The organism is Phyllobacterium sp. CCNWLW183, from assembly GCF_037203775.1.
Taxonomy (GTDB): domain Bacteria; phylum Pseudomonadota; class Alphaproteobacteria; order Rhizobiales; family Rhizobiaceae; genus Phyllobacterium; species Phyllobacterium ifriqiyense.
Genome location: NZ_JBBCBN010000007.1, coordinates 149832 through 162647 on the forward strand (window position 1 = coordinate 149832; position 12816 = coordinate 162647).

At 55.0% G+C, this 12816-nt stretch carries 16 protein-coding genes; all 16 read right to left on the reverse strand.

The genetic code is table 11. The annotated features are described in order from the left end of the window. Nucleotides 1-2 precede the first annotated feature (2 nt). Nucleotides 3-1238: a MotB family protein gene (locus tag V9K95_RS16705; protein ID WP_336441447.1), complete on the reverse strand. Its 1236-nt coding sequence runs from the start codon at nucleotides 1236-1238 to the stop codon at nucleotides 3-5. Further along, complete coding sequence (locus V9K95_RS16710) at nucleotides 1235-1900, reverse strand: hypothetical protein (RefSeq protein WP_336441446.1); 666 nt, start codon at nucleotides 1898-1900, stop codon at nucleotides 1235-1237. Before V9K95_RS16710 ends, V9K95_RS16705 begins: the two co-directional genes overlap by 4 nt. Beyond that, on the reverse strand, nucleotides 1897-3543 hold the full coding sequence (gene fliF, locus V9K95_RS16715) for a flagellar basal-body MS-ring/collar protein FliF (protein WP_336441445.1): 1647 nt from the start codon (nucleotides 3541-3543) through the stop codon (nucleotides 1897-1899). The genes V9K95_RS16710 and fliF overlap by 4 nt, the downstream gene beginning before the upstream one ends. 142 nt (nucleotides 3544-3685) lie before the next feature. After that, the gene (locus tag V9K95_RS16720; protein WP_115055116.1) at nucleotides 3686-4468 is read right to left on the reverse strand and encodes a flagellin N-terminal helical domain-containing protein; all 783 of its coding nucleotides are present in this window, start codon (nucleotides 4466-4468) and stop codon (nucleotides 3686-3688) included. Nucleotides 4469-4651: 183 nt separating this feature from the next. After that, nucleotides 4652-5401 (reverse strand): flagellar type III secretion system pore protein FliP, encoded by a 750-nt coding sequence (gene fliP / locus V9K95_RS16725; RefSeq protein ID WP_115054984.1) that lies wholly within the window; start codon nucleotides 5399-5401, stop codon nucleotides 4652-4654. After that, nucleotides 5398-5883 carry a flagellar basal body-associated FliL family protein gene (locus V9K95_RS16730; protein ID WP_336441444.1) on the reverse strand — a complete coding sequence of 162 codons (486 nt, stop codon included), beginning with the start codon at nucleotides 5881-5883 and terminating at the stop codon, nucleotides 5398-5400. The genes fliP and V9K95_RS16730 overlap by 4 nt, the downstream gene beginning before the upstream one ends. A 9-nt stretch (nucleotides 5884-5892) precedes the next feature. Further along, complete coding sequence (gene flgH / locus V9K95_RS16735) at nucleotides 5893-6606, reverse strand: flagellar basal body L-ring protein FlgH (protein WP_115054982.1); 714 nt, start codon at nucleotides 6604-6606, stop codon at nucleotides 5893-5895. Continuing rightward, nucleotides 6603-7127: a MotE family protein gene (locus tag V9K95_RS16740; RefSeq protein WP_307277272.1), complete on the reverse strand. Its 525-nt coding sequence runs from the start codon at nucleotides 7125-7127 to the stop codon at nucleotides 6603-6605. The genes flgH and V9K95_RS16740 overlap by 4 nt, the downstream gene beginning before the upstream one ends. Further along, entirely contained in the window at nucleotides 7124-8350 is a 1227-nt protein-coding gene (locus tag V9K95_RS16745; protein WP_336441443.1) for a flagellar basal body P-ring protein FlgI, read from the reverse strand. Before V9K95_RS16745 ends, V9K95_RS16740 begins: the two co-directional genes overlap by 4 nt. Beyond that, nucleotides 8347-8823 (reverse strand): flagellar basal body P-ring formation chaperone FlgA, encoded by a 477-nt coding sequence (gene flgA, locus V9K95_RS16750; RefSeq protein WP_336441442.1) that lies wholly within the window; start codon nucleotides 8821-8823, stop codon nucleotides 8347-8349. The genes V9K95_RS16745 and flgA overlap by 4 nt, the downstream gene beginning before the upstream one ends. Nucleotides 8824-8831: 8 nt before the next feature. Continuing rightward, nucleotides 8832-9620, reverse strand: a complete 789-nt coding sequence (gene flgG, locus V9K95_RS16755) for a flagellar basal-body rod protein FlgG (protein ID WP_336441441.1) — start codon at nucleotides 9618-9620, stop codon at nucleotides 8832-8834. A gap of 17 nt (nucleotides 9621-9637) precedes the next feature. Then, entirely contained in the window at nucleotides 9638-9964 is a 327-nt protein-coding gene (locus tag V9K95_RS16760) for a flagellar hook-basal body complex protein FliE (protein WP_115054978.1), read from the reverse strand. After that, nucleotides 9964-10383, reverse strand: coding sequence for a flagellar basal body rod protein FlgC (flgC, locus tag V9K95_RS16765; protein ID WP_336441440.1), 420 nt, complete (start codon nucleotides 10381-10383; stop codon nucleotides 9964-9966). The genes V9K95_RS16760 and flgC overlap by 1 nt, the downstream gene beginning before the upstream one ends. Nucleotides 10384-10387: 4 nt before the next feature. Next, nucleotides 10388-10768 (reverse strand): flagellar basal body rod protein FlgB, encoded by a 381-nt coding sequence (gene flgB / locus V9K95_RS16770; protein ID WP_115054976.1) that lies wholly within the window; start codon nucleotides 10766-10768, stop codon nucleotides 10388-10390. Nucleotides 10769-10862: 94 nt separating this feature from the next. Then, the gene (locus V9K95_RS16775) at nucleotides 10863-11438 is read right to left on the reverse strand and encodes a hypothetical protein (protein ID WP_307277253.1); all 576 of its coding nucleotides are present in this window, start codon (nucleotides 11436-11438) and stop codon (nucleotides 10863-10865) included. Then, the gene (gene fliI / locus V9K95_RS16780; RefSeq protein WP_336441439.1) at nucleotides 11435-12811 is read right to left on the reverse strand and encodes a flagellar protein export ATPase FliI; all 1377 of its coding nucleotides are present in this window, start codon (nucleotides 12809-12811) and stop codon (nucleotides 11435-11437) included. Before fliI ends, V9K95_RS16775 begins: the two co-directional genes overlap by 4 nt. Between the last annotated feature and the right edge of the window lie 5 nt (nucleotides 12812-12816).

The window sequence follows — 12816 nt, forward strand, 5'->3', positions numbered from 1 at the left end:
TCTCATCTGCCAACCGTTTTAAGAAAAATATCGATCCGGCGATTTTGAGCTGCATAGGGATCCGACGCAATCTTTGGGTCGCGATCCGCATAACCGTCAATTCGAAGAATACGCTTTGCGTCGAGACCGCCCCGCGTCAGCATATAATAAGCCATATGGGCACGCGCCGAGGACAAACGCCAATTGTCATAGCTATCGCTCTTGAACGGTCGCGCATCGGTATGACCGCTGATGACAACATCACCCTTGCGGGAGGCGATGATCTTGCCGATCTCATCCAGCACCTGCACGACGCGCTTGTCAGGCTTTGCCGAGCCAATGGCAAACATGCCATAGTCAACTTTGTCAGTCAGCTGAATCATAACGCCTTCATTGGTGGGGACCACTGTCACCTCCGGCGCATTTTTCTCATCTGCAATGCCGGTCTTTGCGATTTCCGCAGCAAGCTTTTGGGCAATCTCAGCTGGACTCATCTCCCGCTTGCCTTCCGTGCCCGTCTGACCAGCAGCTTTCTTGCCCTCGACAGACTTGGCGGCGGGATCGGGTTTTATATCGCCAGCGCTCAACCGTTGTGCCAGCGATGCCTGTTCAATCGTTGCCGACTCCTGTTTGGAGGCGTCCTTTTTGACGCTAGCGCTTTTTTCATAGGATGGGGGTGGCACGGGCGGGCTATCCGTCAGAGGGAAAATTTCATCATCCGCCCGGTTAGTCCAATAGTTGGGATTGAAGGGATCCCGATAGGCCTCACCGCCTTCCGCACCGGTCATTGGACCAGCACGATTAATGCCACCGGCACCCGCGACGGACCGGTTCTGGAGGACACCAGAATCCGTGGCGATCTCCGCAAGCACCGCATAGGGATCTTTGAAGATCTGCCGCTCTTCGCGTTCTGGCTGCGTCTCAGTATCACGGTCGTTGCGAGAACTCTTTGTTTCCGCATCGGTGGAATCGGGACGTTCGAAGCGGACCTTGCCCTTTTCATCGTCAGAGTCCTGAATACCCTTTGGTCTGGCGTTACGGTCCATCAATTTTACGGGATTGAAATAGCTGGCAACAGCCGCTTTGGTTTCCTCGTTAGCAGCATTGATGAGCCACATGACGAGGAAAAATGCCATCATTGCCGTCATGAAGTCCGCATAGGCAATCTTCCAGACACCGCCGTGATGACTGTCTTCGCCATCGCCTCGGCCACGACGCACGATAACAATTTCGCGATGCGTTTCGGGATCAATGTTCATCGGATGTGATCTCTCAAACTATCGATCAGACGGCCAAGCCGTGTCTCGATAACCGTCTCGTCAAGCCGCAGGGACAGCTCTGCCTGGTTTGCCTCTGACAGAGAAAAACGCGTAAGATCAAAGCCGGGCCGGTTGCGAAGCACGTCCAGAAGATGCGATGGGCCGCTGATCTTCGCGGTCATCCCTTCATATCCCATGGTCAGTCGCTCTATTTCGCTTGCGAACGCACTTACCGCACGTTCCCGCATATTGACTTCAATCAGTGGAACAAGCACCGCAGCAAGCGAGCCGGAAAGATCAGACGCAATCGTCTTCAGCCCTTCATCCAATTGCGCTGAAATGCGCGCTCCCGTCTGCTCCAGAAACGTCACTTCAGCTCCGGCAAGCTGTTCTTGAAACTCCCGCTCCAGCCTGACCTTTTCAGCCTCGAACAGAACCGAAGCTTCAACCTGCCCCGACTCCCTGCCCGCAGCAAATGCCTCCTTGATCTTGAGTTCGTAGTCGATGAGTTCGACTACCTCTTCAGGAGTATCGTCAATATCGGTTTTGATTGTTATCCGCTCGCCAGGTGCGGTAAATACCGTCACGCGATCGGCAGGCACATGCTGCGGCGTGAAATCCGTCAGCATGCTGGCAATGGATCTGGGTTGGGATGCCGTCATGCCGCTTCATGCACCCATTGCTTGAGGATGGCAGCTACGCGCTCCTCATCCATGTCGATCATCTGCTCCAGCCTGTTCTGGGCCGGAACGCGCATGCGGCGTCTTAACTCGCTGAGATCATCATAGGGCGCACTTTGCTCGGCATTTGCAGCAGCAACAGCAGGAAGATTGTTTGCCGGTGCAAGACCCGGCACAGCGAAACCCGGCTCGTCCGCCAGCTGCAAAGCGTTCTGCTGATTGCTCATTTCGCGCATCAATGGACGCACGCCAAACCAGAGTACCAAACCGACCGCCGCAATCAGCGCCGCCGCATTGATGAGTGTGCCTGTCTGCCGGAAGATCAATTCCGATATGGGTGTTGAAGCCGGTTGCAGTTGCTCGTCGGCCGCTTCCAGGAAGTTCACAGCTGTAACATTGATCACATCGCCGCGCTTGGTATCAAGACCGGCGGCGGTTGCGACCAATTGCGTAATCTTGGCAATCTGCTGATCCACGAAGTTGGCCGGCGGCGGAGTCTCACCGGCAGTCGCCAGCAATCGCGCCTGATCAACCACGACCGCAATCGAAAGACGCTTGATCTGATAGCTGTCGCTCGTGGTCGAAACCGTCTTCGAGTTCAACTCGTAATTGGTCAGCTCTTCGCGCTTGTCGGTCTTTTCCGTGGCACTATCGCCATTTCTGCTGGCAATCTCTTCCTGTGGAATGTTCTGTTCCACACCTGTCGCATTGTCACTGGTGGAATTTTTCGAATCGCCACTTTCGCGCACCACGCGAACCGAGCGTTCGACGCGCGATTCAGGGTCGAACACTGTCTCATTTGTCTGACGCCGATCCGTATCCAGTGCCACCTGAACGCTTGTCTGGAAATGCCCAACGCCCAGATAGGGCGCAAGCGCCTTGCGGATATTCTCGTCAACAGATGACGAGACATTCTGCTCCAGCGTGGCGGACATGACTGCACCGGCATTGGTGCCGTCATCCTTGGAAGCCAGCAGCCTGCCATTCGTATCGAGGATCGTGACTTCCGAGGCAGTCAATTGCGGAACGGCCGCTGCCACAAGCTGGCGTATGGATTGCGCGGATTCAATTGCGAAATCGCCTTCGGTGCGGATGACAACCGACGCGGAGGGAGCTTGATCGCCGCGACGGAAACTGCCTTTCTCCGGCAAGACAATGTGCACTCGCGATGCCTTGATCCCGCGTATGGCCTGAATGGTCCGTGATATCTCGCCTTCAAGCGCGCGCACCCGCGTGATTTCCTGCATGAAGGATGTGAGGCCCAGCGAGCCCATATTGTCGAAAAGTTCGTAACCGGCATTGTTGCTTGTCGGCAGGCCCTTTTCTGCAAGGTACATACGCGCCTGATCGGCCTTGCCGAATGGCACCAGAACCGATGTTCCGTCTGACTTGACATCGAACGGTATGCCCGCTTCGCCCAAGGCCATACCCATGCGATTAACGTCATCGCGGCTCAGCCCGACATAGAGTGTCTCATATTGCGGCCGGTTAAGATAAAAACTAGAGGCAAGAATAGTGGCAAAAAGCGTCACACCGATGATGCCCAGCGCAATAAGCCGCCGGGCTCCAAGCTTTTTCAACGCTGCGCCCAGCTGCTCAAAAGTCTGTCTTAGGTTCTTTTCCATCAATTCCCACCGCAACACCTTGGGCCGACCATAGATGCTGAAGCTTGCGCGAAGTTAGAGTGGCGTTGCTCAAAGCCATTGCCAGAAAACAAAAAGGCCACGCGCGAAGCGTGGCCAATTGAGTTTTGCAGAACTGTTCTTATTAGCCGCGGAAGAGCGACAGGATGCTCTGGTTGCCGGAATTGGCAATCGAGAGTGCCTGAATGCCGAGCTGCTGCTGAACCTGCAAAGCAGACAGACGAGCTGATTCTGCGTTCATGTCAGCATCAACGAGCTGGCCTACGCCGCGATCAATCGCGTCCATCAGCGAGCTGGTGAAGCTTACCTGCGTGTCGATACGGGTCTTTGCGGAGCCGAGACCCGCAGCAGCAGCTTTCATCGTGTCGATGGCTGTACCGACGGTTGCCGATGTAGTAGCGGCTGTGAGAGCAGCTTCGAGATCGAATGCAGCAACAGCAATGGTTGTTACGCCAGTGCCAGCCTCGTAACCGGTAACGATGTTCTGGGCTGTGCCACCTGTCTTGAGCAGGTTAACGCCCTGGAATGTCGCGCCCTTTGCCATTTCAACGATCTGAGCCTTGAACTGGGCAATGTCGGCATCAATGATGGCGCCGTCTGTGCCTGGAGTTTCCTTGGCAACATATTTCGCCTGAATCTTCTGAGCGAGGTCGATAGCCTTCGTCAATGAAGTATAGGCAGTGTCGACGATGGAAGCACCAAGACCAAGACCGTCCTTAACAGCAGAAAGAGCCGAGTTCTGCGTGCGCATGCCGGTTGCGATTGACCAGTATGCAGCATTGTCGGAAGCTGTCGAAACGCGCTGACCGGTAGCAATACGGTCCTGCGTTGTTGCAAGGTTCTTGTTTGTTGCGGAAAGTGTCTGCAGCGCAGTCATTGCTGACGCGTTTGTAAGAATGCTAGCCATAGGATGAAGTCCCTGATGAGATACTATTTGGGACATACCGGACTGACCGGTATAACGGAGCGGCATCATGCCTATTGTCATTGCGACAACCCGTTATGTGCGTGATGAGTATGCCAAAAATGTTACGGTTTCAATAACGTTCATGATTAATTTTTCAAAGTTGGTTAGCGTACCTGTATCCGGCTAAGAATAGGAACGGATAAGACTGCCAACAAGGATGTTCCAGCCATCGATGAGGACGAAGAAAAGTATCTTGAACGGCAGCGACAGCACGGTTGGCGGCAGCATCATCATACCCATCGACATTGTAAGCGTTGCAACGATCAGATCAATCACCAGGAATGGCAGAACGATCAAAAAGCCGATTTCAAATCCGCGACGCAGCTCGGAGATCATGAATGCGGGCACAAGGATACGCAGGTCAACAACTTGATTCGCCTGTGTGCGAAATGATTCGTCGGCCAGGTCTTCGAACAATCGCAAATCCTTGTCGCGGACCTGCCGCAGCATGAATTCGCGAAACGGCGTGGTGATTTCATTGATCGCCACATCCTGAGTGATCTGGTTGTTGACCAGCGGCTGCACACCATTTTGCCATGCTCTGTCAAAGACAGGTGCCATCACATAGAATGTCATGAACAAGGCAAGGCTGATCATTACCAGATTGGCGGGCGTAGTCTGCAAGCCAAGCCCGGCCCGCAACATCGAAAATGCAATGGCAAACCGGGTAAAGCTCGTGACCATGATGAGAATGCCCGGTGCAATCGACAGAACGGTCAATGCCGCCAGCATCTGGATGATCTGGCCGCTGGATGATGCACTGCCTTGCGGTATCAATCCTTCAAGCAAAGACGCTTGTTGAGCCATGGCCGTTCCACCAAGACCAAATAATAACCCGGCCAGAAGCACCGGCGTCAGATAACGTCTTTTCATTCCATCACCAGCGCCCAGATGTAAACTTTATCGACTTTGCCTTCAGTCCGCATGCGCGCACGTTCCTGCAGATCAGTTCTCAAATATTCCAGTCCGGCTGGTCCCCGCAGCTGCATCAGGTTTACCGTGCGAAGGAAGGCCATGAAGTCGGCGGAAACGGCGGTTGTCAGCTCGTCGGAAATTGTTTCTCCCGGCCGGACAATCAATCCTGCCTCCAGCCTGATCCAGACATCCTGAGGGATTTTGACATTGGTGAGGATCGGCTTCAGTACGACAACACTGCCGTCGGGCATTGCCTCCACCGACGGAGTTTTTTTCTCCGCCGCACCGGAGGCAGCCACAGGTACCGCCAGACCCAGTTGACCACCAAGAAACCAGCCTCCCGCACCGGCAATGAGTGTCAACACGACGACGACAACTGCCAGGGCAGCCATTGAAGGCGCCTTGCGTGTCTGAACGGTATCTTCGGTGGCAGCGCTCATTGTGGGGCTCTAAATCGGCGAGACCGCATCAAGGACCTGCTGGCCCCATGGCGGCTGTTGCACTTCGCTTTGGCGACCACGGCCACCATAGGAAATGCGCGCTTCTGCAATCTTCTCGTAGGAAATCGTATTATATCCTGAAATGTCACGCGGCCTTACAACACCGGCCACATTGAGTACGCGAAGCTCGTTGTTGACGCGGATTTCCTGCGATCCGCGAATGATGAGATTTCCGTTCGGCAAAATGTCGGTCACGATTGCAGCAACCGACAGATCGATTTTCTCCGATCGTTCAATCTTGCCCTCGCCCTTGGTGCGGCTATCTGAATCATAATCGAAATTGCCGCCAATATTGCTTACCGAGATTCCGCTCCCACCCAGATCCGCCTTGGCGCCATAAATGCCCGAAGCGACGCGTGAGCGGTCAGACTTGTTGTCAAGCTTCGCCCGGTCATCAATCGAGATAACGACTGTCAGCACATCACCCGGATTAGTGGCGCGCGGATCGCGGAAAAAACTGGCCTGTCTGTCCTGCCACAGCGAGTATTTCTGCGGACGAGGCTGTACCGGGTAGTTTGATGGGTCGCTCACCGTAAAATTGTGTCCTACGCCCGTGCCGACCGGCGTCATCTCCGGCGGTCGATTAAAATCACGCGGATTCATTGCACAGCCTGAAACCAGAAGTACGCTTGCCAAAGCCATCGGCATTGCCGCTTTTTTCATTGTGCGGTTCTTTCTTTTGTCGTCACAACCCGCGAACCGACAATCACCCGCGCCAGCTTGGATGATTTCTCCGGGGGCATCTCGTTGAGAATAACGCTGGAAACCCGTGGGTTGAGTTTCAGCAGGAGCGCCGCGGCGGCTTCATCGCCCAGCAGTGCCATTTGCGCTGCGGCAGCGTCGGGCCGCATCTTGGATATGATGCCGACAAGTGAGTCTTCAGCCTTATCGATAAATTCGTCACGGCGTTTCAGCCAGACTTCATATTCCTGACGCTTGGCGTCGAGAAGTTCGATACGGCTATCTATATCCTCACGCAATTGCTGAAGCTCGCGTGTTTGCATCGCATAACGAGCATCGGCTGCCTTGTCGGTGATATTGGAGCAATACCGGTCAATCTCCTGTCCGGTATCATCCTGCGTTCTAGCTGTTTCCTGGGAAAAGCCGTAAGCCGCCGGCAAAAGCAGCGCCAGGCTGAAAGCAAGAGCTGCAACAGATGCTTTAAGAAATCCGGACACGTTCATTGGACCACCAGTTCGGCATGGAGGGCGCCGGCGGTCTTGATGCCTTGCAGAATCGCGATGATACCCTGTGGTTTCACTCCAATCTGGTTCAGCCCCTTGACAAGGCTTTCCAGATCGGTGCCCCCAAGCACCCCGATTTTCGATGTCTGGTTTACATCAATTTCGGTATTTGGCTCTACCGCAGTTTCGCCGTCCGAAAATGGTTCGGGCTGCACAATCGTCGGACGTTCAGTCACGCGCACTGACAGGCTGCCATGGCTGATCGCAACGCGGGAGATGCGCACTTTTTCGCCAATGACAACTGTCCCTGTCCGCTCGTCAACGACTACACGGGCGACTTCATCTGTGACGACCGGCAGACCCTCAATTTCGGCAAGAAAACGCGTCGCTGAAATGCTGGCAGGCTTACGCAGGCGGATCGATTTGGAATCCCGCTCTTTGGCAACAGCCTGCTTGTAGCGGCGTTTTGCAAAGGCATTGATCGTATCGGTAATGCGTACCGCGGTGGTAAAATCGGGTTCACGCAGCTCGACAATCAGCTCATCATGGCCAAAATTACCGGTGACTTCTTTTTCCACCAGCGCGCCATTGGGAATGCGGCCGCTTGTCGGCACTCCCTGTGTTATGGTTTCCGCTTGGCCCGAGGCCGTAAAGCCGGAAACGATCATATTGCCTTGCGCAACCGCATAGGTCTGGCCATCGGCTGCGGCCAAAGGAGTCATGACCAGCGTACCGCCAGCCAAAGAAGTCGCATCGCCCAATGACGAGACTGTAATATCGATCCGCGAACCACGCCCAGCGAAAGGTGGCAGATTGGCCGTTACGATCACGGCGGCAATGTTTTTGGTACGGGAGGCACCGGCTGGTGGGCTAATGCCCAGATTATCCAGCATGGCGCGCATGGACTGTTCGGTAAAGGGCGCACTGCGCAAGCTGTCACCCGTGCCGTTCAAGCCGATGACAAGACCATAGCCGACAAGCTGGTTTTCGCGCACACCCTGAATATTGGCGATATCCTTCAAGCGGGCGATCGCCCCACCCTCGCCAAGCTGTGATGAGGCACCTCCCCAGCGGCCATCATCAAGCTCTTTTTGAAAGGCTGCCCGCGCTTGCCCAGGCGTTTTGTAGTCCTTGGCATTGGCCGACGGCTCAGCTGCATAGCCAGCGGGTGATGCTGCAAGCATCAAGCCGACAAATGCCATGAGGACACGCAGCAGCTTCATTGCATACCAACCTGGATGCTTCCATTGGCAAGCACGGTTCCAGTTACAATAATGCCGCTATCAATGTTGCGGACCTTTACGAAATCACCGGAACGGCCCGCCTCCATTGGTATGCCTTTGGCAGTGATAACCAGAGCGCCCGTATCGTAGACGATTGGAACAGAAACTCCGCGCTGAACAAGATCCGGCTCGTTCACGGCTGTAACCAGAATGGGTTTTCCCGGAAGGAGGGTCTTGCGCGCGACCTTGCCGATCAGCTGATCGGCGGACAGGATATAACTTCCCGCCGCACTGGACTTGATCGTGAACATCTTTTCTTGCAGCTCGTTGCCGCCGATGGCCTGCCCGGGATAGATGATCTGCGATGGGACGATAAAAGTTATGCGGTCGGCCAGGGCCGACGACACCACAAAGAAGGCCGTGGCAAAAGCACTGGCCCGCAACAGATTCTTTATCGCTCCAATGGCTGTCATCATCACCCTCAACGCAGATTCTTCGAAACTACCGAACCCATTTCGTCGGCGGCCTGAATGACTTTCGAGTTCATCTCATAGGCCCGCTGCGCCGTGATAAGATCCGTGATCTCCTTCACCGGATCGACGTTTGAGCTTTCAAGATAATTTTGCTTCAACGTTGCAAAGCCCGGATCACCCGGAACACCCACAACGGGATCACCGGAGGCATCCGTTTGCCGGAAAAGATTGTTGCCTAGCGGCTCCAGCCCCGCTTCATTGGCAAAGTTTGCGATTTGCAGCTGCCCCAGATTAACCAGCTGGGTCTGGTCCGCCATTTTAGCGAACACTTGTCCACTCTCAGTGATCTTGACCTCAATCGCATCGGTAGGAACAACGATATTCGGTTCAACGAGATTGCCATCAAGGGTCACAAGCTGACCCGTCCCGTTGACGTTGAACGCTCCGGCGCGGCTGTATAAGGTGTCGCCTGCAGGGTTCTGTATCTGGAACCATCCACGGCCTACCAGCGCGACATCATAGGGATTTCCGGTCTGGTTGAGCGGCCCCTGTATATGCAGATTGCGCACCGCAGCTGTCTGCACACCAAGACCAACCATGGCTCCTTCGGGAACAATGCTTTGGTTGGCAGCATTGGGAACGCCGGCTGTCCGCTCTGCCTGATACAAGAGATCAGAAAATTCAGCCTTGGCGCGCTTGTATCCGGTCGTATTGATATTGGCGATATTGTTCGCAATGACTTCCAGATTAAGCTGTTGGGCATTCATGCCGGTGGCTGCGATAGTAAGCGCTTTCATTGGGATTCCTTATCCAGCTAAATCGGCATGCGGCTGATTTCGAGATAGGCCTGCACGATCTTGTCGCGAATGGCGATCGCGGTTTGCAGCGATTGTTCCGCGTCCATGACCGCATTGACCACGTCGCGGGTCGGCACGTCGCCCGTCATGCTTTTCATAGACACAGCTTCTGCGGTTTGCAGCTTGCCGCTCACGGAGCTGGCGAGTTCTGAAAGCACATTATCGAAGGATGGCTGACCGGGTGCGGCAACTTGCGATGCAGCAGAGGCGGCCCCCTGATTGACAGTCTCGGTCAGTTTGGAAAGGGCGTTACGGGTAGAAACGCTGAGAAGCTGGTCTATCATCAGGAATTCCTCAAAAGATCGACGGTCATGGCAATCAGCTCGCGCGCTTGCTTGACGACTTGGAGATTGGCTTCATAAGAGCGATTGGCTTCTCTCATATCCGCCATTTCAACGACCATGCTGACATTGGGATATTTGACATAGCCGCGACTGTCTGCCGCCGGGTGACTTGGCTCATATTCTTCGACAAAGGCGGAAGTATCCTTGCCGACCTCGGCAATTTTAATCGTTTCGACGCCGGTCGTACGATCAAGCTCGGTCGCGAAGGAAACCGTCTTGCGCCGATAGGGATCGCTGCCGGCTGTCTTGCCGGTCGATTGCGCATTGGCAAGATTTTCCGAAACGATGCGTAAACGTGTTGACTGGGCGGAAAGGCCGGATGCTGCGACTTTAAGGGCGGCCTGTAGCGGATCACTCATGCGCTTAAGCCTTCACAGATGACATCATCATGCGGTGAAACGCCTTGACGATGCTGGTGTTGAGCGCGAATTCGCGATTGATCTCGCCGGATTTCACCATTTCCATTTCGAGGTTAACGGTGTTCTTGGAGTGGTTTTGTTCGGTCACTGCGTCCTTGCGCAGGGCGGTTGCCGCAATGCCTGAGGCATCGATTTCCAGATGCTTCGGATTGGTGGCCGCCATTGTCAGTTGCGACTGGGCAAGGACGTCATGGAATGGTTCGACATCGCGAGCCTTGAACCCTGGAGTATTTGCATTCGCAACATTTCCTGAAACCGCTGCCTGCCTTACTGACAGCCACTCGGCCTGACGTGACGCCAGATCGAACAGATGAATTCCTTGCATGTGCTTCCCCGCAGCCGAACCGATTAACCCGCTCTTAATATATGTGGTCAGGCTTGCGTGAGACTTGCGGCAGCGTCAGCTTCAGTCGATCTGGCTAGAACGTCCTGTCGATCACAGTCCCGTCGGAGGTCTTGATATTCCAGCTTCCGGGCGCTGCTCCGCGCTGTATAGCCACCAATGTGCTGCCATCCGGCAGTGGTGAGCCCTTCTCGACGAACCAATATCCTGTTTCGTCCTCAATCATCACCAGTCCGCCTACAACTTCGCGGACAAGGAATTGCGGCTTACCCGGAAAAGGCTGTTTGCTGGCGTCCTCCATCTTCGCAAACCTGTCAGCTGTCAGCTCCGACGTTGTAGCTGTCGTCATCGGATCAAGCTCTTCGCTGGAATTGGGTGATGTTGAAGCAATCTTGCCCCGTGTCTCGCGTACAACCTTCTGGTTGGCACGGTTGAGAGGATCGCGCACCTGAATACCGGAAGCCTCGGGCTTTGGGCGCGCATCCAGAATATCGTAATACATGACGAATGGCAGCACGAAGGAGACCACGGCCAACCCGAAGCCTGCCGTTTTAAGATAGCCGTCAAAACGCTTGTCGCGTTGTTTGGGCGCTAGGGCTGTCTCGATATCGACCGATCCGGGTTTTGCCGCGTTTGCTTGTTGTTTTGTCATGATGGCTCCGTTGGCCGCAAGGCGGTGGCAAGGTCGCTATAAGGGTCCTGAGATAGTGGGGAGGCTGGCGTCTGCTGCATTGTCCCGTATATCAGCGGTACGAGATGGACGGCCTGATCAATCTGCGGATCGCTGCCGGTCTGATAAGCGCCGATCATCCGAAGATCGCGCGTTTCCTCGAACCTTGAAATCAGGCTGCGCAGACCCGTCGCAAGTTTTGCCTGATCCGGAGACCAATTATGGTGTGCCAGACGTGATATCGATCCCAGAATATCGACAGCCGGAAACCGCCCCTGAGCCGCTATGGTTCGATCGAGAACGATATGACCGTCAAGAGTACCGCGAATGGCATCCGAAATGGGATCATTGTGATCATCGCCATCGACGAGAACAGCATAAAGCCCGGTAATTGTGCCTTGGCCTTCAAGACCTGGCCCTGCCCGTTCAAGCAGGCGCGGCAGCTGGCTGAAAACGCTCGGCGGATAGCCGCGTGATACCGGCGGTTCACCGGCGGCAATGGCTATTTCGCGTGCGGCATGGGCAAAGCGCGTAATCGAATCCACGATCAAAAGTACATTGTCGCCGCGATCACGGAAATACTCGGCAATCGCAGTGGCCGTATTGGGAGCAAGCCGTCGCATCATCGGGCTTTCATCACCCGTGGCAATAACGGCAATGGTCTTATCCAGTTTGCCAGCCATTGTGTCTTCAAGCATGTCGCGCACTTCGCGGCCGCGCTCGCCTGTCAGTGCGAGAACGACTGTGTCGAAGTCAGCCGCTTTGGTCATCATGGCAAGCAGCGTGGATTTGCCGACGCCGGAACCGGCAAAAATGCCCATACGCTGGCCGAAACACATGGGCACGAAGACGTCGACGACATTGACGCCGGTGCGCAGACCTTTTTCCACCCGGTTCCTGTTCATCGCAGAAGGTGCTGCACAGTCCACAGGTACTGGTTCGGCTCCGGCGGTCATCAATCCCTTGCCGTCGAGCGGCTCGCCCAGCGCATTGATAACCCTGCCCTTCCAGTCTGGTGATGGTGCAATACGAAACTGGCCTTCGGGAAACACCGGGCTGTCGAGCGATGGCGTAATCCGGTCGTCAAATGGTTTGATCAATGTTTGAGTTTGTTCAAGCCGCACTACTTCCGCGGGATGAAGATGCTGATCACATCGGATCATCACGAGATCCCCAAGCTGCACCTTGTCCGAGATACCCCTTACACCGATTGCCGACCGCGATACTTCATTGACGTATCCGCCGACAGCAACAGACCCACATTCCCGGTTGGCCTGTGACAACACGCGCGCCAGGCTGTCGAGCCTCACCGTTCCGGTGTTCATGGTCTGTAGGGCACTGTTCAGCGCGGTCATGAATC